21 protein-coding genes and 2 pseudogenes are annotated in these 24304 nt (G+C 74.5%); 11 read left to right on the forward strand and 12 right to left on the reverse strand.

Translation table 11 applies throughout. The annotated features are described in order from the left end of the window. Positions 1 to 4 precede the first annotated feature (4 nt). Positions 5 to 880, reverse strand: a complete 876-nt coding sequence (locus tag IPL61_10310; GenBank protein MBK9031701.1) for a GNAT family N-acetyltransferase — start codon at positions 878 to 880, stop codon at positions 5 to 7. 66 nt (positions 881 to 946) lie between these two features. Between IPL61_10310 and IPL61_10315 the strand changes: the two are divergent. The 7 genes and pseudogenes from IPL61_10315 to IPL61_10345 all read left to right on the forward strand — a co-directional run bounded on the left by IPL61_10315 (position 947) and on the right by IPL61_10345 (position 7676). Continuing rightward, positions 947 to 2466 (forward strand): annotated as a pseudogene (locus IPL61_10315) (chorismate-binding protein). A 1-nt stretch (position 2467) separates the two neighbouring features. Beyond that, positions 2468 to 3061 (forward strand): aminodeoxychorismate/anthranilate synthase component II, encoded by a 594-nt coding sequence (locus IPL61_10320; protein ID MBK9031702.1) that lies wholly within the window; start codon positions 2468 to 2470, stop codon positions 3059 to 3061. 86 nt (positions 3062 to 3147) lie between these two features. Continuing rightward, positions 3148 to 4111, forward strand: a pseudogene (gene trpD, locus IPL61_10325) (anthranilate phosphoribosyltransferase). Next, positions 4108 to 4896, forward strand: coding sequence for an indole-3-glycerol phosphate synthase TrpC (gene trpC, locus IPL61_10330; GenBank protein ID MBK9031703.1), 789 nt, complete (start codon positions 4108 to 4110; stop codon positions 4894 to 4896). Before trpD ends, trpC begins: the two are co-directional and overlap by 4 nt. Beyond that, positions 4893 to 5543, forward strand: a complete 651-nt coding sequence (locus IPL61_10335) for a phosphoribosylanthranilate isomerase (GenBank protein MBK9031704.1) — start codon at positions 4893 to 4895, stop codon at positions 5541 to 5543. The genes trpC and IPL61_10335 overlap by 4 nt, the downstream gene beginning before the upstream one ends. A 100-nt stretch (positions 5544 to 5643) precedes the next feature. Beyond that, positions 5644 to 6858, forward strand: coding sequence for a tryptophan synthase subunit beta (gene trpB, locus IPL61_10340; GenBank protein ID MBK9031705.1), 1215 nt, complete (start codon positions 5644 to 5646; stop codon positions 6856 to 6858). 11 nt (positions 6859 to 6869) lie between these two features. Beyond that, complete coding sequence (locus IPL61_10345; GenBank protein ID MBK9031706.1) at positions 6870 to 7676, forward strand: tryptophan synthase subunit alpha; 807 nt, start codon at positions 6870 to 6872, stop codon at positions 7674 to 7676. On the opposite strand, the gene IPL61_10350 is transcribed toward IPL61_10345, so the two are convergent. The 4 genes from IPL61_10350 to IPL61_10365 are packed head-to-tail and all read right to left on the reverse strand — an operon-like array spanning position 7673 to position 9916. Next, on the reverse strand, positions 7673 to 8203 hold the full coding sequence (locus IPL61_10350) for a DUF721 domain-containing protein (GenBank protein MBK9031707.1): 531 nt from the start codon (positions 8201 to 8203) through the stop codon (positions 7673 to 7675). The genes IPL61_10345 and IPL61_10350 overlap by 4 nt on opposite strands. A gap of 2 nt (positions 8204 to 8205) precedes the next feature. Beyond that, a complete protein-coding gene (locus IPL61_10355; protein MBK9031708.1) occupies positions 8206 to 8826 on the reverse strand; it encodes a PilZ domain-containing protein in 621 nt (206 codons plus the stop codon). A gap of 49 nt (positions 8827 to 8875) precedes the next feature. Further along, positions 8876 to 9598, reverse strand: a complete 723-nt coding sequence (locus IPL61_10360; protein ID MBK9031709.1) for a polyprenol monophosphomannose synthase — start codon at positions 9596 to 9598, stop codon at positions 8876 to 8878. Between the two features lie 33 nt (positions 9599 to 9631). Then, positions 9632 to 9916, reverse strand: a complete 285-nt coding sequence (locus IPL61_10365) for a hypothetical protein (GenBank protein ID MBK9031710.1) — start codon at positions 9914 to 9916, stop codon at positions 9632 to 9634. Between the two features lie 105 nt (positions 9917 to 10021). On the opposite strand from IPL61_10365, the gene IPL61_10370 reads away from it, so the two are divergent. Genes IPL61_10370 through IPL61_10380 form a run of 3 tightly spaced genes read left to right on the forward strand, consistent with a single transcriptional unit; the run spans position 10022 to position 13892 of the window. Further along, positions 10022 to 10867: an aminotransferase class IV gene (locus IPL61_10370; GenBank protein MBK9031711.1), complete on the forward strand. Its 846-nt coding sequence runs from the start codon at positions 10022 to 10024 to the stop codon at positions 10865 to 10867. Positions 10868 to 10876: 9 nt separating this feature from the next. Further along, entirely contained in the window at positions 10877 to 12586 is a 1710-nt protein-coding gene (locus IPL61_10375; GenBank protein ID MBK9031712.1) for a cyclic nucleotide-binding domain-containing protein, read from the forward strand. A gap of 1 nt (position 12587) precedes the next feature. Then, positions 12588 to 13892 carry a hypothetical protein gene (locus IPL61_10380; protein ID MBK9031713.1) on the forward strand — a complete coding sequence of 435 codons (1305 nt, stop codon included), beginning with the start codon at positions 12588 to 12590 and terminating at the stop codon, positions 13890 to 13892. Between the two features lie 804 nt (positions 13893 to 14696). Here the strand turns inward: IPL61_10380 and IPL61_10385 are convergent. The 3 genes from IPL61_10385 to IPL61_10395 all read right to left on the reverse strand — a co-directional run bounded on the left by IPL61_10385 (position 14697) and on the right by IPL61_10395 (position 16767). After that, positions 14697 to 15272: a hypothetical protein gene (locus IPL61_10385; protein ID MBK9031714.1), complete on the reverse strand. Its 576-nt coding sequence runs from the start codon at positions 15270 to 15272 to the stop codon at positions 14697 to 14699. A gap of 64 nt (positions 15273 to 15336) precedes the next feature. Then, positions 15337 to 16119 (reverse strand): hypothetical protein, encoded by a 783-nt coding sequence (locus tag IPL61_10390; GenBank protein MBK9031715.1) that lies wholly within the window; start codon positions 16117 to 16119, stop codon positions 15337 to 15339. Positions 16120 to 16158: 39 nt separating this feature from the next. Continuing rightward, entirely contained in the window at positions 16159 to 16767 is a 609-nt protein-coding gene (locus IPL61_10395) for an AgmX/PglI C-terminal domain-containing protein (GenBank protein MBK9031716.1), read from the reverse strand. 332 nt (positions 16768 to 17099) lie between these two features. Here IPL61_10395 and IPL61_10400 point away from each other — a divergent pair, with 332 nt between their 5' ends. Beyond that, positions 17100 to 17678: a hypothetical protein gene (locus tag IPL61_10400; GenBank protein ID MBK9031717.1), complete on the forward strand. Its 579-nt coding sequence runs from the start codon at positions 17100 to 17102 to the stop codon at positions 17676 to 17678. On the opposite strand, the gene IPL61_10405 is transcribed toward IPL61_10400, so the two are convergent. Genes IPL61_10405 through IPL61_10420 form a run of 4 tightly spaced genes read right to left on the reverse strand, consistent with a single transcriptional unit; the run spans position 17576 to position 24301 of the window. Continuing rightward, positions 17576 to 17968 (reverse strand): hypothetical protein, encoded by a 393-nt coding sequence (locus IPL61_10405; GenBank protein MBK9031718.1) that lies wholly within the window; start codon positions 17966 to 17968, stop codon positions 17576 to 17578. The two genes, IPL61_10400 and IPL61_10405, sit on opposite strands and share 103 nt — an antisense overlap. 56 nt (positions 17969 to 18024) lie before the next feature. Continuing rightward, complete coding sequence (locus IPL61_10410; protein MBK9031719.1) at positions 18025 to 19152, reverse strand: tetratricopeptide repeat protein; 1128 nt, start codon at positions 19150 to 19152, stop codon at positions 18025 to 18027. Beyond that, positions 19149 to 22316 (reverse strand): tetratricopeptide repeat protein, encoded by a 3168-nt coding sequence (locus IPL61_10415; protein ID MBK9031720.1) that lies wholly within the window; start codon positions 22314 to 22316, stop codon positions 19149 to 19151. Before IPL61_10415 ends, IPL61_10410 begins: the two co-directional genes overlap by 4 nt. After that, positions 22313 to 24301 (reverse strand): hypothetical protein, encoded by a 1989-nt coding sequence (locus IPL61_10420; GenBank protein MBK9031721.1) that lies wholly within the window; start codon positions 24299 to 24301, stop codon positions 22313 to 22315. Before IPL61_10420 ends, IPL61_10415 begins: the two co-directional genes overlap by 4 nt. Positions 24302 to 24304: the final 3 nt, after the last annotated feature.

Consider the following 24304-nt stretch of genomic DNA (forward strand, 5'->3'; position numbering starts at 1 on the left):
CCGGTCACAACGCGAGATCCCACAGCTCCTTGCGGGCCCGCTCGACGAACCCGGCTCGGCCGTGCAGCGCCAGCGACGCCGGGTTGTCGCTGGCGACCATGGCCCGGACCTCGGCGACGCCGGCGCCGGCGGCGATCGCCAGGACGTCGGCGATCATGGCCCGCCCGAGGCCGCGGCCCCGCCACGCCGGATCGACGCCGATCGCCTCGATGACGCCGTGATCGGGGGCGGTCGCGCCGATCACGAACCCGACGCAGGCGCCGGCGGCGTCGTGCCAGGCCGAGGTCGCGGCCGACCAGGCGCCGGGGCCATCGAGCAGCTCCGCGAAGTCGGCGGCGGCCATCGGCGCGGTGTTGGCCAGCGCGGCGAAGGCCTGCTCGTGGAGCGCGTGCGCGGCCGCGCGATCGATCGCGTCGCCGCGGCGCGGCGTGGCGGCGACCGCCGGGGCTGGCAGCGACGGCGCGGTCGGCCGGGCGAGCTGCACGAAGTCGATCGAGCGGCGGAACCCGCGCGCGACCACCTCGGCCAGCTTGTGCGGCTCGCAGGTCCGGGTGCTGACCCGCGCGGTCGCGACCCCGGGGCCACGGCCGGCCGCGACCGTCGCGTCGAGGAGCGCCCCGGCCGCCGGGCCGTCGTCGGCGGCGAGCGGCCACAGGAACAGCCACGGCGCGGCGCGCACGAACCCTCCGACCCCGACGACGCGGCCGCCGCGGGTCGCGACCGTGGCGTGGGCGCCGCCGCCGAGCGCCGCGGCGGTGAGCATCGAAGCCGCCTGGGCCGGCGTCCACGCGGGATCGGGATCGAAGCAGCGCGCGCTCAGCGCGGCGACCGCGTCGGCGTCGTCGGGGGTGAAGGGGCGGAGCGCGAGATCGTCGGGCACCCCCGCAGTCTACGCTGGGGTCCGCGGCGTGACGGCGGCCCGCGCTCGGTGTACACAGGTCGGCGCATGTACCATCCGGCGCGGGACGAGTTCGTGCGCGCGGCCGCGACCGCGAACCTGATCCCGGTCTACCGCGAGCTGTGCGCCGACAGCGACACGCCGGTGTCGGCCTACGCGGCGCTCGGCGGCGGCGCCTACAGCTTCTTGCTCGAGTCGGTGGTCGGCGGCGCGACGTGGGCGGCGTACTCGTTCGTCGGCGTCGCGCCGCGCGCGGTGCTGACCGTGCGCCGAGGGGATGGCCGCGGGTGACCTGGTTCGACGTCGACGGCGGCGGCCCGCCCCGGACCGCCGCGTGGGCGGCGGCGGATCCGGCCGAGGCCCTGGCCGAGGTCATGGGCGAGCTGCGGCCGAGCCCGGCGCCGGGGCTGCCGCGGTTCTGGGGCGGCGCGGTCGGATGGATCGCCTACGACTGCGTGCGCGCGTTCGAGGATCTGCCGGCGCGCCCCAAGCCCGGGCTGAGCGTGCCGACGCTGTGCATGGCGATCACCGACACGGTCGTCATCTTCGACAACCTGCGCCAGACGCTGAAGGTCGTCGCGACGCCGTACGTGGCCCGGCCCGAGCGCGCCGAGGCGGCCTACGATCGGGCGTGCGCGCGCATCGACGCGATCATCGCGACCCTGCGCGGGCCGCGGCCGGCGCTCAAGCCGCTGGCCCCGCTGCCGCCCGACGCCCCGATCCCCGCGGCGGCCTCGGCCTTCGGCCAGGCCGACTTCGAGGCGGCGATCGACCGCATCAAGGACTACGTCCTGGCCGGCGACGCGTTCCAGGTGGTGCTGTCGCAGCGGCTCGACGTGGCCCGGGGCGACGTCGATCCGCTCGACGTGTACCGGTCGCTGCGGGTGATCAACCCGTCGCCGTACATGTTCCACCTGAACTACCCCGAGGCGGTGGTCACCGGCGCCTCGCCCGAGACGCTGGTGCGCCTCGAGGCCGGGACTGTGTCGCTGCGGCCGATCGCCGGGACCCGCCGCCGCGGCGCGACCAAGGACGAGGACGCCGCGCTCGCGGCCGAGCTGCGCGCCGACCCCAAGGAGCTGGCCGAGCACCTGATGCTGATCGATCTGGGCCGCAACGACGTCGGCCGGGTCGCGCGCACCGGCTCGGTCCAGGTCACCGAGCAGATGGTGATCGAGCGGTACTCGCACGTCATGCACCTGGTCAGCCACGTCGAGGGCGAGCTCGCCGACGGCAAGACCTGGCGCGACGTGCTGCGGGCGGCGTTCCCGGCCGGCACCTTGTCGGGCGCGCCCAAGATCCGGGCGATGGAGATCATCGACGAGCTCGAGCCGACCGATCGCGGCCTCTACGGCGGCGCGGTCGGCTACGTCAGCTACACCGGCAACCTCGATCTCGCGATCGCGATCCGGACGCTCGTGACCACCGGCGCCACGATCCACGTCCAGGCCGGGGCCGGCGTCGTCGCCGACTCGGTCGCGACCGCCGAGTGGGAGGAGACGCTGGCGAAGGCCCGCGCGGTGCTGCGCGCGGTGGCGATGGCCGGGCAGCCGCCGGAGGGCTCCTGAGATGCTGCTGCTGATCGACAACTACGACTCGTTCACCTACAACCTCGCCCAGTACCTCGGCGAGCTCGGCGCCGACGTGCGGGTCGAGCGCAACGACGCGCTGACCCTCGACGGCATCGCCGCGATGGCGCCGCGCCAGCTCGTGATCTCGCCCGGGCCGTGCACGCCCAACGAGGCCGGCATCTCGATGGACGTGATCCGGCGCTTCGCCGGCGTCATCCCGATCCTGGGCGTGTGCCTGGGCCACCAGTGCCTGGGCCAGGTCTACGGCGGTCGGATCGTCCGGGCCGCGCAGGTCATGCACGGCAAGACCAGCAAGGTCTTCCACGACGAGCGCGGGCTGTTCGCGGGCGTGCCCAACCCGTTCGTCGCGACCCGCTACCACTCGCTGGTGATCGCGCCCGAGTCGATGCCCGACGAGCTCGAGGTCACGGCCAAGACCTGGGACGACGAGATCATGGGCGTGCGGGTCAAGGCCCTGGCCGGCACCGCCACGCCGGTCGAGGGCGTGCAGTTTCACCCGGAGTCGATCATGACCGCCGCCGGCAAGGACCTGCTCGCCAACTTCCTGCGCGCCAGCGGCGGGGCCGCGTGAGCGCGCGGGTCAAGGCGGCGCTGGCGACGGTGATCGCCCGGCGCGATCTGCCGTTCGACGAGGTGGCCGCGGTGTTCGGCGAGCTGATGGAGGGCGCGGCGACGCCGGCGCAGATCGGCGCGCTGCTGGTCGCGCTGCGCATGAAGGGCGAGACCGCCGACGAGCTGGCCGGCGCGGCCAGCGCGATGCGGGCCCGGGCGCTGCCGCTGGCCGGTCGCCGACCCCGCCCGCGCGGTCGACACCTGCGGCACCGGCGGCGACAGCTCGGGGCAGGTCAACGTGTCGACGCTGGCGGCGATCGTCGCGGCCGCGGCCGGCGCGCTGGTGGTCAAGCACGGCAACCGCGCGGTGTCGTCGAAGGCCGGCTCGGCCGACGTGCTCGAGGCCCTCGGCGTGCGCATCGACGCGCCGCCCGAGGCGGTCGCGGCGTGCCTGGCCCGGGTCGGCATCGGCTTCGCGTTCGCGCCGGCGTTCCACGCCGCGACCCGCCACGCGGCCGGGCCACGGCGCGAGCTCGGGACCCGGACCCTGTTCAACCTGCTCGGGCCGCTGACCAACCCGGGCGCGGTCGCGCACCAGGTGGTCGGCGTCTACGACAAGGCCTGGTGCGCGCCGATGGCCCGGGCCCTGGGCCGGCTGGGCGCGCGCCGCGCGTTCGTGGTCCACGGCGACGGCGGCATCGACGAGATCGCCGTCACCGGCATGACCTGGGTCGCCGAGTGGACCGGGCAGGGCGTGCGCGAGTACGCGGTGGCGCCGGCCGACTTCGGCGTCGCCGGCGCCGATCCACACGAGCTGATCGGCGGCGACGCCGCGACCAACGCGCAGATCCTGTGGCGCGTGCTGACCGGCGCCGACGCGATCGATCGCGCGGCCCCGACCCGGGCGGTGCGCAAGGCCGCGGTCATGACCGCGGGGCTGGCGCTGCACGCGATCGGCGTCGCCGACTCGCTGCGCGGCGGCGCGGCCCTCGCGACCGCGGCGATCGACGACGGCCGCGCCGCCCGCGCGCTCGAGGCGTGGATCGCGGCGTCGAAGGAGGCGGCGTGAGCATCCTGGCCGAGATCCTCGCGGTCAAGGCGACCGAGGTCGCGGCCGCGCGCGCGGCGCGCTCGCTCGAGGACCTGACCCGCGCGGCCCGGGCGTCGCCGCCGGCGCGCAGCCTGGCCGCGGCCCTGGCGCGGCCGGCCGGGGGCGCGGTGCGGGCGCTGGCCGAGATCAAGCGGGCGTCGCCGTCGGCCGGGCCGATCCGCGCCGGCGCCGATCCGGTGGCGATCGCGCGCGGCTACGTCGCCGCTGGCGCCGCGGCGCTGTCGGTCCTGACCGATCGCCAGTTCTTCGACGGCGATCTCGCGTTCCTGGCGCCGGTCCACGCCGCGGTGGCGGTGCCGCTCCTGCGCAAGGACTTCGTGATCGACCCCTACCAGATCGACGAGGCCCGGGCCGCCGGCGCCGACGCGGTGCTGCTGATCGTGGCCGCGCTCGACGACGGCGCGCTGCGCGAGCTGGCCGCGTGCGCGCGCGAGCACGGGCTCGACGCGCTGGTCGAGGTCCACGACGCCGCCGAGGCCGAGCGCGCCCTGGCGCTGGCGCCGCGGCTGCTCGGCGTCAACCACCGCGATCTGACGACGATGACGATCGACATGAGCCTGACCGCGCGCCTGGCGCCGCAGGTGCCGCCCGGCACCGTGCTGGTCGGCGAGAGCGGCATCCGGATCCGCGCCGACGTGGTCGCCCTGGGCGCGGCCGGCGTCGACGCGGTGCTGGTGGGCGAGGCGCTGATGCGCGCCCCCGATCCGGGGCGGGCGCTGGCGGCGCTGCTGGAGGACGCATGACCATCCCGGTGAAGATCTGCGGGGTCACCCGTATCGACGACGCGGCCTACGCGGTCGGGCGCGGCGCCGCGTTCGTCGGCCTCAACTTCTGGCCGGGCTCGCAGCGCGTGGTCGAGCGCGGCCTGGCCCGGGCGGCGGCGCGCGCGATCCGCGCCGTCGATCCGCGCGCGCGGGCGGTCGGCGTGTTCGTCGACGCGCCGGTGGCCGAGATCATCGCGACCGCGGCCGCGGTCGGCCTCGACATCGTGCAGCTCCACGGCGACGAGCCAGCCGCCGACGGCGCCGCGCTCGCGGCCGCGGGCCTGACGGTGTGGAAGGCGATCGCCGTGGCCGGGCCCGACGATCTCGCGCGGCTGGCGCGGTGGCCGGCCGCGGCCCACGTCCTCGACGCCGCCGGCCCTGGCCGCGGCGGCACGGGCCAGGTCATCGACTGGGCGCTCGCGGCCCAGGCGGTCGCCGCCGGCCACACGATCGTCCTCGCCGGCGGCCTGACCTCGGTCAACGTCGCGACCGCGATCGGCGCCGTCCGGCCGTTCGCCGTCGACGTCGCGTCGGGGGTCGAGCGCGCGCCCGGCGACAAGGACCCGACCAAGGTGCAGCAGTTCATCGACGCCGCGCACCGCTCGGTCAGCTACCTGCGGCGCTGACGCCCCAGCGCGAGCGGGCCGCTCGGACGTGGCGCCCGGCCGTGCGCTCGTCGGCCCCCGCGGCTGTCGCGCGCGGGCCTTGGCGGTAGACTCGCGCGCGATGATCCTCGCCACCGCTCACGATCCCGGGCCGCGCGGCCGCTTCGGCCCGTTCGGCGGCCAGTACGTCGCCGAGACCCTGATGCCGGCGCTGGCCGAGCTCGAGGCGGCGTGGCGGGTGGCGCGGGTCGACGAGGGTTTCGGGGCCGAGGTCGAGCGCCTGCTCGTCGACTACGTCGGCCGGCCGTCGCGCCTGTACCACGCGGCCCGGTTCGGCGCCGAGGTCGGGGCCACGGTGCTGCTCAAGCGCGAGGACCTCAACCACACCGGCGCGCACAAGATCAACAACTGCGTCGGCCAGGCGCTGCTGGCCCGGCGCATGGGCAAGCGCCGGCTGATCGCCGAGACCGGCGCCGGCCAGCACGGCGTCGCGACCGCGACGGTCGCGGCCCTGTTCGGCATGCCGTGCGACGTCTACATGGGCGCCGAGGACGTGGCCCGGCAGTCGCTCAACGTGTTCCGGATGAAGCTCCTGGGCGCGCGGGTGATCGCGGTCGCGAGCGGCACCCGCACGCTCAAGGACGCGATGAACGAGGCGCTGCGCGACTGGGTCACCAACGTCGGCGACACGTTCTACGTGATCGGCTCGGTCGCCGGGCCGCACCCCTACCCGTGGATGGTGCGCGAGCTGCAAGCGGTCATCGGCATCGAGGCCCGGGCCCAGTGCCTGGCTCAGCTCGGCCGGCTGCCCGACGCCCTGGTCGCGTGCGTCGGCGGCGGCTCCAACGCCGCGGGGCTGTTCGCGGGCTTCGTCGACGACGCCGCGGTCAAGATGATCGGCGTCGAGGCCGCGGGCGAGGGCGTCGCCAGCGGGCGCCACGCCGCGACGCTCGGCGCCGGCCGCATCGGCGTGCTCCACGGCTCGAAGTCGTACGTGCTGACCCACGCCGACGACGCCCGGGTCGGGCAGATCGCCGAGGCCCACTCGATCTCGGCCGGCCTCGACTACCCCGGCGTCGGCCCCGAGCACGCCCACTGGCGCGACGTCGGGCGCGCGCGCTACGTCAGCCGCACCGACGCCGAGGCGCTGGCCGCGCTGCAGCAGCTGGCCCGGACCGAGGGCATCCTGTGCGCGCTCGAGACCGCCCACGCGATCGCGGCGGTCGCCGAGGTCGCGGCCGAGGTCGGGCCCGACGGCGTGATCGTCGTCAACCTCTCGGGGCGCGGCGACAAGGACATGATCACCGTGGCGCAGCGGCTGGGGGTGTCGCTGTGACCGCCGCGGGCGTGACCGCCCCGCGCCTGCGCGCGCGCCTGGCCGCGGTCGCCGCCGAGGATCGCGCGGCGCTGATCGTCTACCTGACCGCGGGCGACCCGTCGCCGGCCGCGACCGCCGACGTGATCGCGGCCGCGGCGCGCGGCGGCGCCGACGTGGTCGAGCTGGGCGTGCCGTTCTCGGATCCGTCGGCCGACGGCCGCGCGATCCAGGCGGCGATGGAGCGGGCGCTCGCCGCCGGCGGCGGGCTGGTCAGCGCGCTGGCCGCGGTCGCGGCGGCGCGCGCGGCCGGCGTCGACGTGCCGATCGTCCTGTTCGGCTACTACAACCCGATCTTCGTCTACGGCGTCGAGCGGTTCGCCGCGGAGGCCGCCGCGGCCGGCGTCGACGCGGCGCTGACCGTCGATCTACCGATCGAGGAGCTCGACGAGCTGGCCGCGCCGCTGGCCGCCCAGGGCCTCGGCGTCGTGCCGCTCTTGGCGCCGACGTCGACGCCCGCGCGCGTCGCCCGGCTGCGCGCGCTGGCGCCGCCGTTCGTCTACTACATCTCGCTGACCGGCGTGACCGGCGCCGCGTTCGATCCGGCCCGGGTCGCCGGCGATCGCATCGCGACGATCCGCGCCGCCACCGGCGCGCCGGTCGCGGTCGGGTTCGGCATCAAGACCCCGGCCGACGCGGCCGCGGTCGCGGCGGTCGCCGACGCCGTCGTGGTCGGCTCGGCGGTGGTCGAGCGGATCGGCGCGGCCGGCGCCACCGGCGCGGCCGCGGCGGTCGAGGCGTTCGTGGGCGAGCTGCGCCAGGCGATGACGCGCGGCTAGCGGCAAGGCCGCGTCAGCGGTCGTGGCGGGTCCGCACGTCGCGGATGAGCGCCGCCAGCTCGGGGTCGTCGACCAGCGCGGCCTCGCGCGCGATCGCGGCCGCGCGCTCCGGGCGGCGCCGGCGTCGCGACCCGTCGGGGCGGCGGACGGCGCCGATCACGATCGCGCCGCAGCCGCGCCAGGGGATCGCCGCCGTCGACCAGGCGCGCGGCGCCGAAGTGCAGGCGCAGCTCGGTCACCGTCGGCGGATCGCCCAGGCCGGCGTTGATGTCGGCGATGACCCGGTCGCGCAGCAGCCGGAGCTCCTGCATCCAGGTCGAGGTCTTGACCCACACCGACAGCACGCCGTTGCGCAGGCCGTCGGGCGCGGTCACGCGCGCGATCTGTGGCCCCACCAGCGTCGCCCACTCGATCAGGATCCGGTGCGCCCGCACCTCGGGCGTCAGGTGGTGGAGGTCGATCAGGTCGCGGAGCAGCGCCTCGACCGGCAGGGTGTCGCGGACGCGCGGGTACGCGTCGCGGGCCATCGCTACTCGACGACCAGGCGCCGCACCAGCTCGCGCAGGCGGCGCGCGCCGTCGCCGTCGCGGCTGACGAACCGCAGCCCGGCCGCGCCCTGGGGCGTGTGGTAGCTGACCCGCGCCGCCACCGTCATCGCGGCCGCGGCGCCGGGCGGGGTGATCTCGAGCACGACCTCGGCGCCGATCGGCGGCGGCACGTCGGCGGTCAGCAGCGCGCCGCCGGCGCTGACCTCGACCAGCGACCCGGTCTCGAACGCCAGCTGCTCGCCGGCGCGGAACCGCACCGCCACCGTCAGCGGGAAGCGATCGTGCTTGCGGCGCGGCACGTCGGCGATGCGGCCGTCGAGGGCGTTGCCGATGAAGTCGCGCTTGTGCTCCTCGCCGGTGGCGAAGTGGACGCTGGCGCCGGCCCGCACCCGCAGGCGCGGCAAGGCCGGGCGCCACGAGTGGACCGCGCCGCGGAACACCACCTTGTTGGGCAGCGACGGCGCGGTGACCTCGACCAGCACCTCCTCGCCATCGCCGACCTTGTCGGTCGTGGGCACGAACAGCGTGTCGGGGGCGACCCCGGCGGCGATCAGCTCGCGCCACTCGTCGGCAGTGCGGACGCGGAGGCGGAGCAGGCGCATGTCGAGAACGCTACAACAAGACCTGCCCGGATTGAACCCTATCGGCGCCTCACCGAGATCCCAGGCGCAGCCGCCAGACCTGGCTCATCGCCTCGACGAAGATCTTCCGGGACATCTTCGACTGCCCGATCCGGCGATCGACGAAGACGATCGGCACCTCGACCACGGTCAGACCAGCCTGCAGCGCCCGGTACTTCATCTCGATCTGGAACGAGTAGCCGTTCGAGCGGATCGCGTCGAGGTCGATGGTCTCGAGCGCGCGCCGCCGGTAGCAGATGAAGCCGGCGGTGACGTCGCGCAGCTTGACGCCGAGGATCGTGCGCGCGTACAGGCTGCCGCCGCGCGAGATCAGCTTGCGGCCCAGGCCCCAGTTGCGCGTGCCGCCGCCCGCGACGTAGCGCGAGCCGATCACCACGTCGGCGCCGGCCACCGCCCGCTGGTACAGCCCCGGCAGGTAGCTCGGGTCGTGGCTGAAGTCGGCGTCCATCTCGAACAGGTAGTCGTAGCCGCGGCCCAGGCCCCAGCGGAACCCGTCGAGGTACGCGGTGCCGAGCCCGAGCTTGCCGGGCCGGTGCAGCACGTGGACCCGGGGATCCCGCGCGGCCAGCTCGTCGAGCAGCTCGCCGGTGCCGTCGGGCGAGTTGTCGTCGACGAACAGCAGCTCGCCGCCGGGCAGCGGCGGCAGGAAGTGGCGGACGACGTCCTCGACGTTGCCGCGCTCGTTGTAGGTCGGGACGATGATCAGCGCGCGGGGAGCTGCCGGCTCGGACATCGCGCGCACCATACCCGATCGCGCGCCGGGCGATCAGCTGCGGCGGGCGCGACCGCGCCGACGCGGCTCGCTGTCCTCGTCGTCGTTCGCGGCCTCGCTCTCGGCCAGCGCCGCCAGCCGGGCGTCGATGGCGTCGAGCCGCGCGACCAGGGCCGCGACCTCGGTGGCGCTCGGCAGGTCGAGCGCGGCCCGCAAGCGGGCGAGGGTGGCGGCGACGCGCGAGCGGACGGCGGTCGTGGTGGCGGTCCAGCGCACGGCGATCGCGTGCGGGATCTGGGCGGACGGAGCGGGCTCGGCGGTGGCGGTGGTGGTCGTCATGGGACCGACGTTAATGCGTTGCGTCATTTCTGCAAGATGTAAAGATCGTTCATGAAACGAACTCGCGTCAGGGGCGGGGGCTGGTAGAACCGCACCATGCCGGCGATGGCGTCGATCGATGGCGAGGTCACGCCGCTGGCGCGGGCCGCGATCCCGGTGACCGACCGCGGCCTCTTGTTCGGCGACCACGTCTTCGAGATCGCGCGCGCCCAGCGGGCGTGGCTCGTCGACGGCGACGCCCACCTCGCCCGCCTGGCGAGGTCAGCGGCGGCGTGCGGCCTGCCTCCGCCGGCCGCGGCCCTGGGCGCCTGGATCGCCGCGACGATCGACGCCGCGGCCGAGCCCGCCGCGGTGGCGCGGGTGATCTGGACCGCCGGCGACGGCACCGCGGTCCGGCGCCGGCGCGCGCAGCCCGGGCGCGCGGTCGTGCTCGTCGAGCCGTTCACGCCCAGCCCGAGCGTCGGCGTGCGGCTGGTGACCCGGACCGTCGAGCGCTGCGGGCGCACCGGCGCGCTCGTCCCGGCCGGCGCCAAGACCGGGAGTTACCTGGCGAGCGTGCTGGCCCTCGCGGCGGCCGACGCGGTCGGCGCCGACGACGCGCTGCTGGTGGATCCCGACGACCGCGTGCTCGAGACCGCGACGTCGAACGTGGCGATCGTCGAGGGTGGCCGCGTGACGATCGCCGACGGGCCCGTGCTGCTCGGCGTCACCGCCGCCCGGCTGGTCCAGCTGCTGTCCGCGGACGGCGTCGCGATCGCGCGTGGGTTGGTCACGCGGGCGCGGCTCGATCGGGCCGACGAGGTGTTCACGACCAGCAGCCGCCGCGGCGTCACGGCCGTCCTCGCGATCGATGGCGCCGTCAAGGGCTTCGGCCCGACCACCCGTCGCGCGATCGATCGGTACGACGGGTGGATCACCAGCGGCCGTGCGGGGCCGCCGCTCGCGCTATAGTCGCGCGCCATGGCCCGCCGTGACGCCCGCCAGGTCCGCGACGAAGCCGCACGTGCGGCCGCCGAGGGCAAGCACCGCAAGGCGGTCGAGTGCTACCTCGAGCTCGAGCGCCTCGAGCCGAGCGAGCCCAACTGGCCCAAGCGGGCGGCGGAGAGCTACCGCCGGCTCGATCGTGAGCGCGAGGCGGTCGCCGCCTACGAGCGCGCGATCGAGCGCTACGTCCAGGGCGGCTTCATGGTCCAGGCGATCGCGGTGTGCAAGGTGATCCTGTCGCTCGAGCCGGGGCACGACAGCGCCAAGCGTCGGCTCGCGACGATGAGCGAGCAGCAAGACGCCGGCCGGTCCCAGGCCGGGGCGCTGGCCGATCGCCACCTGTCGCTGCACGGCCTGCCGGTGGTCGAGATGCTGCGCGCCAGCGAGCCGACGCGCGGCCGCCCCACGACGACCCCGCCGTCGGTGTCGTTCGTCCGCCCCGCGGTCCAGGCGCCGCCGCCCGAGCCCGCCACGTCCGCGACCGCGACCGCGACCGAGGGCGAGTTCACCCTCGACGGCACCGAGGAGCCCCGCGACGCCGTCGAGGAGGACGGCCGCGAGCGCTCGGGGTCGCACATCACGATCGATCGCGGCGCGCCGCTCGACTCGGTGGCGCTGGCCACGGTCATGCCGGGCGCCGAGGCCGAGGTCGACGATCGCGGCGAGTCGTCCGGCATCATGGTCATCCCGATCGACGACGAGCCGTTCGAGGATGGCCCGTCGATCGAGATCTTCTCGTCGCTCGTGGCCGGCGAGGGCGACAGCGACGCCGGCATCGAGATCGAGCACGGCGACGACCCCGAGGAGCTGTCGATCGACGACCTCGAGGAGGTGCCGCTCCTGGCCGAGCCGAAGGCGTACTCGGAGTCGGCCCGCAAGGCGCTGGCGGCGACGCCGCTGTTCGCGAGCCTGTCGTCGGCAGCGCTCGAGTCGCTGATCGAGCGGCTGGCGCTGGTCGATCTCGTCGACGGCGACACGCTGTTCCGCCAGGGGGACGCCGGCACGACGCTGTACGTCGTGGTCGACGGCGAGGTCGCGGTCGTCAGCGAGGGGCCGCCGCGGATCGAGGTGTCGCGGCTCGGCCCCGGCGCCTTCTTCGGCGAGGTCGCGCTGGTGACCGAGCAGCCGCGGTCGGCGACGATCGAGGCCACCGCGACCACGCAGCTGCTCGCGATCGATCGCGACGTGATCGCGGCGCTGGTGTCGGACCACGCCGACGTGCTGCCGGTGATCCTGCGGTTCCTGCGCGAGCGGCTGGTCGACCGGCTGGTGCAGACCCACCCCCTGTTCGCGCCGTTCGCTGACGCTGATCGGCGGTACCTGGTCAGCCGCTTCAAGTTCCTCGAGATCGAGCCCGGCACGACGATCACGCAGCAGGGCGTCAAGGCCCAGGGCCTGTACGCGCTGCTGGCGGGGCAGGTCGACGTGCTGCGCGACAACGCGCCGATCGCCGCGCTCGGGCCGGGTGAGCTGATCGGCGAGACCTCGCTCCTGTCCGGGGAGCCGAGCCAGATCACGGTGCGGACCCGACCCAAGTGCCTGGCGCTGTGCCTGCCGGCGACCGACTTCCGCGAGATCATCATGACCCACCCGCAGGTGCTCTCGTACATCGGCGAGCTGGTCGAGGAGCGCGAGCGCAACTTCGCGTCCCGGATCTCGGCCAGCACCCGCGCCAAGATGGTGTGACGTGAGCGACGAGACCCGCGCGCGCCTGCGCCGCCGCCTCGGCGCCGACGCGCGGGTCGGCCTGGCCCGGATCTGGGCTCGCGCCAAGCAGATCGTCACGACCGATCCGACCTCCGCCGATCACGACGATCGGATCGTCGACGAGGCCGCCGAGCGCGAGCTGGCGCGCCACGCCGGCGTGCTCAAGGGCGGCGTCGCGAAGGTGGCGCAGCTGCACGCCTACACCGGGCGCGGCGCGCCGGCCGAGCTGCGGGCGCTCTGGGACGCGGCCCCGGCCGCGGCGTCGGCGGCGATCGCGGAGGTGGTCCTGGCCGAGCTGGGCGCGCCGCCCGAGGAGATCTTCGCCGAGTGGGATCCGTCGCCGATCGCGGCCGCCTCGCTCGGGCAGGTCCACGCCGCCCGTGACGCCGACGGCCGCGCCCTCGCCGTCAAGGTGCAGTACCCCGGCATCGCGGACGCGCTGACCGCCGACGTCGCGTCCGACGGGTTCGTGCGCCGGCTCGCGGGGCTGCCGCTGGGCCACGCGCTGTCGGCGCCGGCGCTCGCGGCGATCCGCGCGGCGATCGTCGGCGAGCTCGACTACCGGGCCGAGGCCGACGCGCTCGAGCGGGCGGCCGCGGCCTGGGCCGGCGATCCGGCGATCGCGATCCCGGCGGTCGATCGCGCGCGCTCGACCGGACGGGTGCTGACGATGGCGCGGGCGCCGGGGTTGCCGCTGGCCGAGCTGCCGGCGGGCGACGGGGCGCTGCACGCCGAGGTCGCGCTGGCGATCGTGCGGTTCGCCTGGGGCACGCCGCTCAACCACGGCTTCTTCAACGCCGATCCCAACCCCGGCAACTACCTGGTGAGCCAGGGCGACCCGGTCCGGGTGTGGTTCCTCGACTTCGGCTGCACCGTCGAGCTCGACGCCGACGCCCGGGCCGCCGATCGCGCGATCTGGCAGGGCATCCTCGACGAGGATCCGTTCGCCGGCGCCGAGCGCTTCCGCATGGCCCTGGCCGCCGCCGGGATCCTGCACACGACCTCATCGCTGTCGACGGTGGTCCACCGCGACTGGGAGCGGGCGCTGGCGGCGCCGTTCGCGACCGACGCGCCGTTCGCCTGGGATCGGCACTACGCGGGCGAGCTGACCGCCGCCACCCGCGACGTGCTGGCCGCCGGCGGCCTGGCCCTGCCACCGGCCGTGACGCTCCTGTGGCGTCAGCGCATGGGCGTGGCCTCGGTCCTCGGCATGCTCGAGCCCCGGGCGCACTTCCGCCGCGCCCTCGCCACGACCCTGGGCCCCAACAAGCACGCCCTGCGCTGACCCGCCCGCGTCGACGCGATCAGTCGACGAGCGGCGGGAGGCGCTGCGGGGTGGCGCGGGTCCCCTCGGGCCGCGGCTCGGGGCGCCCGGCACAACGCGAGCGGAGTGCCGCACCACGACCGTCCGGCGCCCGCCCACCCGGGCCGTGGAACTTACGCGTCCGACGGAGACCCGGACCACCCCTGCGCTCGCCGGTGCTCGTGGCGATCGCCGCGGCGATCGTCCAGTGCGCGACGCACCCATGACGGGCGGCGGGCTCCCCGCCGGAGCCCCGGACCGCTCGCCGGTGCTCGTGGCGATCGCCGCGGCGATCGTCCAGTGCGCGACGCACCCATGACGGGCGGCGGGCTCCCCGACGGAGCCCCGGACCGCCCGCCGGTGCTCGTGGCGCTCGCCGCGGCGATCGTCCAGTGCGCGATCGCACCCATGACGGGCGGCGGGCTCCCCGACGGAGCCCCGGACCGCCCGCCGGCGCCCGTGGCGCTCTCCGCGCGGATCACCGCGGTCGCGTCGTCCAGCGGAACGTCCCCCGCGGCCCTCGTCGCGCTGCCCCAACGGTGGTGTCGTACCCGCGTCCTTCCCGCGATCCGATCGCGTCGCGCGCTCGAACACCGCGGCGATCGCCACAGTCGTCGCGAGCGCAGGGGTGGTCCGGGTCTCCGTCGGACGCGTAAGTTCCACGGCCCGGGTGGGCGGGCTCCGGATGTCGTGGTGCGGCACCCCGCTCACGTCGAGCCGGGCCCCCCGAACCGCGGCCCGAGGGGACCCGCGCCACCCCCAGCGCCTCCCGCCTCCAGCGATCCGCTATCGCGCCCCGCCGTACGTGTAGCGTAGGAAGGCGCGGACCTCGACCCCCGAGAGCGCGTCGAAGCCCGGCGCGAGCCAGTACTCGCCGCCGAGGCCGAGCGCGTAGTGCCGGTTCTGGAGCTGGTACTCGAAGCCGCCGCCGCCGGCGACGAGCAGCGAGAACCGCTCGTCGGGATCCTGGACGCCGACCTTGGCCAGGACGTTCGAGGACAGCATCGCCGCGCCGGCGCCCCCCTCGACGTAGAGCGCGATCGCGTTCAGGCGCGCGGTCACGCGCGCGTCGGCGCGGGCGCGGTAGAGCTGGACGTACTCGCCCTCGGGCGGGGCCGGCACGGTCGCGGCGTGGGTCGACGACCCGGCCGCGACGCCGACCGAGAACCACGAGAACAGATCGGTGCCGAGCCGCAGCGCCAGCGCCGGCCCGGGCTGGACCCAGGCGCTCTTCGCGGCCAGCGCGCCGCCGCCGCCGAGGCCGACCTCGGCGAACACGCCCTTGCTGGCGGGCCGGGCGTGCGCCACCGCGGGCGCGACCGCGGCCGCGGCCAGGACCAGAACGACGGCCAGACGGGGCATCGCCAAAACTGTCGTCGCCGGGGCGCGCGCCGTCAAGTCGTCGCCGTCGTGATCGCGGGGGTGATCATGGCGCCGGCGGGGGCGGCGGGATGTACTCGGCGGGCGTGAACGTGACGATGTCCGTGGCGGGCGCCGCCAGCAGCTGCTCGTGCAGGATGCCGCGTTGATCGCGCACCCGCAGCGTGTACTCCAGGACGACGTGCTGGTCGGCCTCGACGCTGATGTCGTATCGGATCATCTGTGAGACCGCGTCCTGCGGCACCGGCACCCCGGCCACGAGCACCGTCGGGTCATCCTCGTTGATGTTGAACATCGCCGCGAACGGATTGACCATGCCCCGGGAGATGGCCTCGAGATCGAGCGAGGCCTCGCGCAGCTGGTCCTCGCGCACGACGCCCGACAGCGTGCCGCCGGCCGGGACCCGCATCGGGATGCCGCCCGCGAGCGACGGCGGGGTCTCGTCCTCGTCGGGGTCGATCACGAAGTTGAGCGGCACGTAGTAGAAGAACTGGTTGCCGCCGTCGATCTTGACCTTCACGCCCGCCTCGGCCATCGCCAGGTTCTTGACGGTCCACTCGATCGACACGTCGAGATCGCCCAGCCGCACGTAGGCCAGCTCGATGCCGAGCTCGGTCTCCCGGGCCTGGCGCTCGAGCATCGCCGGCATCGTCTCCGGCTTGATCGGCAGCGTCACCGACGCCGTCGCCACGGTGCTCGGCGGCATCGTCGGATCGCCGGTGTCGACCCCGACCTCGATCGCGGCGGGCCCCGGGATGTACTGGGGGTCGCTGGCGCAGGCGCTGGCCGCGAGCGCGGCGACGAGCGATGTGCAGGCGAGGGCGCGCATGGAGGCTCCTGGGCGACGAGGGCGCATGATCGGGCTGGGTCAGCCTTGCGAGAAGATGAACGGGTAGTTGACGACGCCGCCGCCCTTGGCCGGGAACTTGAGCTTGGCGATCTGACGCAGCACGCAGTCCTCGACCGAGGCGTTGTGGAGCGAGCTCTTGCCGGAGTCGACCTTCTGGCGGGTCACGTCGCCGCCGGGGGCGATCGAGAAGTTCACGACCAGCTTGCCGCCGATGCCCTTGGTCTTGTCGAGCTCGCGCTGGTAGCAGGACTTGATCAGCCCGGCGCGCGACTTCACGACCTTGTCGATCTCCTCGCGGGTCAGGCCGCCGAAGTCGCCGCTCGCCGAGCCCGTGCCGACCACCGCGACCTCCTTGACGCCGCTGCCGGTGCCGCCCGCGCCCTTGGGCGCGCGGGTCTCGCCGGTGTCGATCTTGCCGTGGCTGACGAAGTCGCCCTCGGCCGAGCCGCCGCCGCCGGGGCCGTTGCCCTTGCCGCCGCGGGTGGTGCCGGTGCCGCCGAGCTCGTCGCCGACGCCGGTGCCGTCGCCCTTGCCGTAGCCCATGCCGCCGGCCTTCTTCTCGCCGGGCAGGCCGGTGAACTTGCCGAGCTGCGTGCGGACATCGGTCTGCAGCAGCGTGTCGAGCACCTGCCGGTTCTCCTGGTCATGAACGCGACCTGCGGCGGCGGCGGCGGGGCGTCGCGCGGCACGTCGAGGGCGTTGGGATCGCGGGCGCGCTCGACCTCGCCCTTGCCGCCGGACTTGCCCGACTCGCCCTTGGTGGCGGACTTGATGTTCTTCACCTCGCCCTGGGCCGAGGCCGACGCGGCGGCCGCGCCGACCGCGGGCGGCGGCGGCGGCGGATCCGGCGGCGCGGTGAGCCGGCTGATCAGGTAGCGGCCGGTCAGATCGTCGGGGCCGGGGTAGACGATGTCGTCGGAGTCATCCTCGAACTGGAACGTCGCCCAGAGGAAGACCATGTGCAGCATCAGCGAGAACGCCAGCGCCGGCAGCAGCAGGCCCAGGATGATCGGGCCGGCGCCGAGCGGGACCTCGGCCGGGACGAACTGGAAGAACAGCTGGTAGTGGCCGGACTCGTCGAGATCGATCACGCCCCAGTCGCGGACACCGATCGGCGTGGCGCGGAACTCGCCGGCGGCGCCGTCGCCGCCCTCGCCGCCGCGGCGGACGAAGTCGTGGACCTCGCGCTTCTCGCCCTCGATGCAGACCGTGCCGCGCATCCCGGCCGACAGCGTCAGCAGGTAGCCACGGTTGCCGGGCCGGATGATCGCGAACTCGGCCGGCAGCGACAGATCCGGGATGACGAAGGTCGAGCTGGCGCTGGCGCCCAGCGTGATCGGCTGGCCGACGCTGACGCGGTCGCCCATGACCTCGCCGCGCCAGACCAGCGCCGCGCGCAGCGCGACCGGGACGACCGGCGCGCCGACCGCCGGCCTCACAGCTTGCTCTCGTCGATCGAGTTCACCATCTCGGGGATGAACGAGCGGCGCTCGAGCGACGCGCGCTCGAGCTCCTCGCTGGCTCGATCGAGGAAGTAGAGGAGCTGCGGCGTGCGCAGCCGACCGTTGATGTCGAGGCCGGTGAAGTCGAACACCTTGGGCTTGCCCTTCCCGGCGTCCTCACCGGCGGGCGCCGGCGCAGGAGCACCAGCGGGTTCGACCTCGCCGCCGCCCGCGGGCTTGGGTGCCGGCGTGGGGGCAGGGGCGGGCGCGGTTGGCGCCGGCCTGGGCTTGGCCGGCTTGCTCCGGCCGCGGCGGCGCCGTTGGGCGTCCGCCGACGACGTCATCGCACACATCACCACCAGCGCGACCAGGGCGCTGGCCCCCACCAACGACGTGGTCCGGGGGCGCGGGCCCCCGCTCGATCGAGCGGACGATGGTGTGGTCACAAGCCTAACTCCTTGCGCTTCTGCTCGGCGGCCACTCGCTTCGGGTGCCCCGACCCAGCGTCTTGCAGGAATCGCTCCAGATCGGCCTTGGCGCCGGGGACGTCCTCGAGAAAGTCGGCCTTGAGCGTCGCGAGGTTCCACAGCGCGTCGCCGCGGGCGCGGGACCGTCGCGGCGCCTTGTCCACGACGGTCTGCCACGCCTTCTTCGCCTGGTCGAAGTCTTTCTGCCCGCGCAGCGCCACGCCCAGGGCCACGCGGGCGCCCCAGTCGTCGGTGCGCTTGCCGACGATCACGTCGAGCTCGGCCTTGGCGCGGACGTAGTCGCCGGCGTCGAGCAGCACGCTGGCCTTGTTGAAGCGCGCGTCGAGGTAGCCGGGATCGAGCGAGGTCGCGTAGTCGAACCGATCGAACGCCTCCTGGGCCTTGCCCTGGCGCAGGTAGAGCAGGGCGAGCGCGTTGTAGGCGGCCGGATCCTTCTCGTCGAGCTCGATGGCGCGGCGCACGACCAGCACCGCCAGCTCCTCGCGGCCCTGGGCGAGGTACAGGAGCCCGAGCTCGGTGTAGATGCGAGCGTTGGCGCCGGACACGCGCAGCGTGTCGCGCAGCACGTCGATCGCGTCGTCGTAGCTGCCGCTGTCGCGCAGGAGCGACGCGAGCCGGGCGGCCGCGTCGCGCCGCAGCGGATCGTCGGGGTCGCTCTCGCGCAGGACCTGCTCGTAGTCGGCGCGCGCGTCCTTGGTGCGTCCGAGCCGGCGCAGCACCTCGGACCGGGCGACCCGGGTCGGGGCGTGGTTGGGGTTGACGGCGAGCGCCTTGTCGAACGCGGTCACGGCGCCGTCGTCGTCGCCGTCGTTGCCGCGCAGCACGCCGAGGTCGTGCCAGCCCTCCCACAGCTTGCCGTCGATCTCGACCGCCGCCGCGAGCCGGGCCTTGGCGGTCTCGGGCGCCTCGGGGCCGCCCAGGCGCAGCGCGCGCATGGCGCCGTCGAACTCGCGCCGGGCCTCGGGCTTGACCGGGTCGAGCACGACCTTCGGCGCCTTCGTGCCGGTGGTCTGGATGCGTCGGGTGGCGCTGCTGCCGCCGCACGCGGCCACCAGCGCCAGCGCGATCAGGGCGCGCCTCATCGCGACACCTCGTCGATCAGCTCGCCGCTCAGCGGGCGATCGCCGGAGCGCACGTCGCTGCGGCTCTCGCGCTCGGGCGGGTACTGCTGCGACGACAGCCGCCCCAGCGCCTCGCGGATCTTCTTGGTGTAGGCGTCGTAGACTTGCATCTTGATGGCCTTGCCGTAGCCGGCCTCGTACAGCTCGATGGCCTTCTCCTCGATGTCGAGCACGTAGCTGTCGAGGGCCTCGCGGTAGGCGTCGGCCTCGGCCGGCGACAGGCCGTTCGGCGTCGGGGCGGTCCGGAGCGCCTCGGCGAAGCTGTCGTAGATCTGCCCGACCCGGTACAGCGACGCGGTCGCCCACTTGAGGTCCTCGTAGTCGACGACGCTCAGGTAGATGGTCTGGGCCTTGCCGAGCAGCTCGGACTTCTTCTTCAGGGTCTTCTGCAAGAGCTTGGGCTTCACGTCGAGCCCGACCTTCTCGTACTCGCGCAGCGCCAGCTCGCCTTGCAGGTAGCGGCCCTCGGCGGCCCAGGTCTTGGTGGCCGCGCGATCCTTGCCCTCGAGGCGCTTGTAGGTCCGGGCGGCGTCGTCGAGCTCGCTGTCGGCGCGCTTCCACTGGCCCAGCGCCAGCGAGGTGCGGGCCGACCGGACGTGGGCCTCGAGCACGCGGCGGACGTTGTCGCGGTACGACTTGGCGTAGCCGCGATAGGCGGCGTCGGCGCGGCCGTCGTCCCCGGCCTCCTCGTAGACCACGCCGATCCGGAAGGCGACCTCGGGCGCGTCCTTGCGGTCGGCGAAGCGCTTGGCGTAGGCCTGGTAGTGGGCGATCGCCTTGTCGCTCTGGCCCAGGGCCTGACGCAGCACGCCGGCGTTGTAGAGCGCGTCGGGGGCCTTGGCGCTGCTCGGGAAGTCCTTGATCAGCACCTCGTAGGCCTCGGCGGCGCGGTCGAAGTACGCGACGCGCTCGTAGACCTGGCCGGCGGCGAACGCGGCCTTCTCGGCCTCGGGCGCGGTCTTGTAGCTGGCGGCCAGCTCGAGGTAGACGTCGGCGGCCTTCTCGGGCTCCTTGGCCTCCTCGAACATGACGCCGGCGTTCATCATCGAGGTCGCCGCGAGCTTGTGCTTCGGGAACTCCTTGGGCACGCGCAGGTAGAAGCCGGCGGCCTGCTCGAACTTGCTCGCCTTCTTGTACTTCTCGCCCGAGCCGATGATCGACTCGACGATCAGGCGATCGAGCCGCTCCTGCTCGGCCGGCGCGGCGAAGGCCTTGGCGCTCTTGAGCCGCCGGGCCCAGTCCTCGATGTTCTCGAAGTCCTCGGCCTTGCCGAGCGCGGCCAGGATGCGATCGCCGGCGGGCCCCGCGTCGGGGTGGTCGGGGTACTTCGTGACGATCACGCCGAAGCGCTTGATGGCCTCGTCGTAGTTGCCGTAGTCGTAGAACCGCTGCCCGTTCTTGAAGATGACGTCGACCAGCTCGGGGTCGGCCGGGAACAGCGTCGCGTACAGGTCGACGGCCTCGGCGAACTTCTTGTCGACCTCGACCAGCTCGCGCTTGCCGGCGGTGTCGGCCGGGCGCGCCTTCTCGAACGCGGCCATGCCCGCGAGCAGGGCGTCCTTGTGGTACTTGCCGACCGGCGCGGTCTTGCCGACCGCGAGGAACTCGTCGCCGGCGGCCTCGTAGTCGTAGAGCTTGAGCAGCAGGATCTGCGCGCGGAAGAACCGCAGCTCGGCGGCGCCGGGCGCGTCGGCGAACGCGCTGAGGTAGAGCGCGTAGCCAGCGGTGGCCTGGCGGTAGGCGGCGGTGAGCCCGTTCTTGTCGAGGAACGCGCGGTACTTGGCGTCGTCGGCGGCGGTCGGTTCGGCGGGGCGCTTGGGCGGCTTGGCGCCCTTCTCGCGGGCCTGGGCGTCGGCGTGGAGGTTCTTGGCCAGCGTGCGCAAGAGCTCCTCGCTGGCGCCCAGCGAGCGGTTGAGGCCGTCGCGGTTGCGCTGGGCCTTGGCCCACGCGGTGCCGGGACCGTAGGTGTCGACCAGGATCTTGGCGGCGGCCAGCGACTCCGGCTGATCGAGCGCCGAGGCCCAGGTCTCGACGATCAGGCGCTGGTAGGCGGCGGCGCCGAGCGCGTCGGGCTCCATCGCGATCAGGAACTTGTACGTGTCGACGGCGCGGTCGTACTCGGCCTGGGCCAGGTACGCGTCGGCGACCTTGATGAGCACGTCGCGCGAGTAGCGCTCGCCGCCGATCGAGGCGAGGAAGTCGAACACCTCCTTGGCCGAGATGGCGCGGTCCTCGGTGAAGACGATCACCAGGTACTCGAGGGCCTCGTCGCGCAGGCCGGCGCGGCGGCGCTGCTGCGACGCCGAGCCCGAGCGATCGGCCTCGACCGCGAGGTCGAGCACCTCCTTGAAGCGCTTGGCGGCCAGCTCGGGCTCGCCCAGCTTCCAGTCGCACCACGCGGTCTTGAACAGCGCGAGGTCGTACGTGGCGGAGCGCTTGTCGGTCAGGATGTTCTGGTAGGCCGAGCGGGCCTTGTCCCAGGCGCCGGCGGCGAAGTGGTGCTCGCCGACCATCATCCAGGCGTCGCCGTAGAGCGGCGACGCCGGGAAGCGCTCGATGACGTCCTGGAACCGGGCCATCGCGTCGTCCTCGCGCCCGGCCTCCTTCGCGGCGAAGCCGACCAGGTACAGGACCAGATCGGTGCGCCGGAACGTCGGGTGGTGATCGAGGATCTGCTGGTACATGCCGGCGCTCTCGGCCAGCTCGATGCGCGGCTCCGGCGGCTCGGTCTTGCAGTCGGTCGAGGTCTTGCAGCGCTCGAGGTCGCGCTCGTACCCGTCCATCGCGACCAGGTAGGTGCGGCGGGCCTCCTCCCACAGGAGCTCGGCGAGCTTGAACAGGCCGTCGGCCTGGGCGTCGCCCTCGGGGTTGCCGGCGAGGAACTCGCGCAAGAGGCCGATGGCCTCGAGCCGGCGCTCGTCGCGCTGCTTCTGGGTCGACGTCAGGAGCTTCTGGAGCTCGGCGTCGAGCACCGGCGCCTCGGGCACCGGCGGCCGCTTGCGCAGGTACAGCTCCGAGGTCGGCCCGCGATCGAGGTTGACCTCGGCCACCTGGGCGCCGGCCTCGGGCGCGGCCGCGGCCAGGCCCACGGCCACCGCGGCGCCGAACAGCGCGCGCCGGATCATCGCCAGCCCTCGTACTCGTCGGCCCAGTACTCGCCCTCGAACGGCCACAGCTCCTCGTCGTCGCCGATCATGCCTTGCTCCCACAGCCGGCCGTACAGCTCCTCGGGGAACCGGCCGCTGGCGAGGTCCTGGACCTTGATGTCGAGCGCGCGCTTCTGGCCGATGACCGCGTCGACCTTGCCCAGGCGGGCCTTGTCGAGGATCCGCTTGGTGCTCGTGTAGAGCCGGTCGACCATGGCCTGGGATTGTCGCGCGGACGCGTCCTCGAGCGAGCGCAAAAGCGCGTGGCTGTCCCGATCGAGCCGGCGGGCGCCGCGGAGATCGTCGTCGAGCAGCGGCCGCAGGCCGGCCGGCGCGGCGCTGGCGCGGTCGGCGTCGGCGGCGGCGGCGAGCGCCCGGGCCTTGGCCGTCGCGGCGTCGACCTTGCTCGCGAGCGCGGCCAGGCGGGCGCCCTCCTCGGCGGCGACGTCGTCCGGGACCGTGCCGGCGGCCTTGCCCCGGGCCAGCTCGCGCCGGGCCCGGGCGACCTGCTCGTCGAGCGCGCGCAGATCCTCGGCCACGCCGTTGGCGTCGACCGCGGCCTCGTCCTCGAGCGAGAGCTCGCCCGAGACCGCGCCCACGCGATCGGCGCGGCTCTGGCGGGCCAGGCCGTTCCAGACCCGGACCAGGCCCGGGGCCTCGCCGGCGGCGCGGCGCAGGCCGGTGACCGACTCGTGCAGGCGCACGAACCCGGGATCGAGCCGGACCAGGCCGAGCACGCGCGCGGTGACGTCGGCCGAGTGCGCGGCCGGCTCGTTGCCGGCGGCCTGATCGCGCCAGCGCGCCAGCGCGCGATCGAACAGCACGCGCCGGGCGTCGGGATCCTTGCGGATGCGGTCGAGCTCGGTCACGACCGGCGCCAGCTCGGCGACGACCTGATCGTAGGTGGTGCGGGCGTCGTCGAACTTGCAGTCGGCCAGCTCGACGTACGCCGCCAGCAGGGCGGCCTCGGGCCAGGTCGGCGCGTCGGGGTACTGGCGCCGCAGGTCGGCCACCAGATCGCGCGCGGTCGCGAGCTCGCGCTTCTGGTACATCGACCACGCCGCCTCGAACAGCGCGTCGGGCAGGTGGACCGAGTCCGACGGGATCTGGAAGTAGTGGTAGTAGGCGTCGTCGTACTCGCCGCGCTCGTGGGCGAGGCGGCCCAGGCCGAGCCGGGCCAGGTCCTTGATCGTGAAGTAGCGCTCGTCGACGACGAACGTGATCCGATCGCTGTCGGCGGTGCCGGCCACCTCGCACATCGCCTCGGCCGCGTCCCGCCACTGGCCCTTGCGGGTGCGGATGACGCCGCGCAGGTACAGCGCCGACGAGTACATCCGGCTCTTCTTCGAGATCGTCGCGAACTGGCCCTCGGCCGCGATCAGGTCGTCGGCCTGGTAGGCGGCGCGGCCGCGCAGGTACGCGCGCTCGCCCGCGGCGCTCGGCGGGATCGCCGCGCCGGCGTCGAGCGCCTCGATCCGGGCCAGCGTGCCGGCGAAGTCGCGGGTCTCGAGCGCCAGGTCGACCGCGCGGCGGTGGGCCGGTCCCCAGTAGGGGGCGTCGGGGCCGCGCCGCAGCACCCGCTCGAACGCCTGCATCGCCGCGCCGTAGGCGCCGGCGCCCTGGAGCGCGACGCCCAGGTAGTACTCGGCGTTGCCGTACTCGACGAAGTCCGCGAAGTCGGCGTAGCGCGGCGACTCGACGATCGTCGCGAGCGCGACGGCGGCGTCGATCGGATCGCCGTCGCGCAGCAGCCGCTCGGCCGCGGCCAGGTCGCGCGTGAGCGTGGCCTGGTCGCCGCTGGCGGCGTCGACCAGGCCCATGCGCTCGAGCTCGGCGAAGTAGCGCCCGGTGGCGGTGGTGGGCGCGGGCGCGACCTCGGCCGGCGCGTCGGCGGCGCCGCCGGGCTCGTCGGCGCTGGCGGTGCCCGCGAGGCCCAGCGCGGCCGCGGCGATCAGCGCGCGCACGCG

It is taken from the genome of Myxococcales bacterium, from assembly GCA_016717005.1.
Classification (GTDB): domain Bacteria; phylum Myxococcota_A; class Polyangia; order Haliangiales; family Haliangiaceae; genus UBA2376.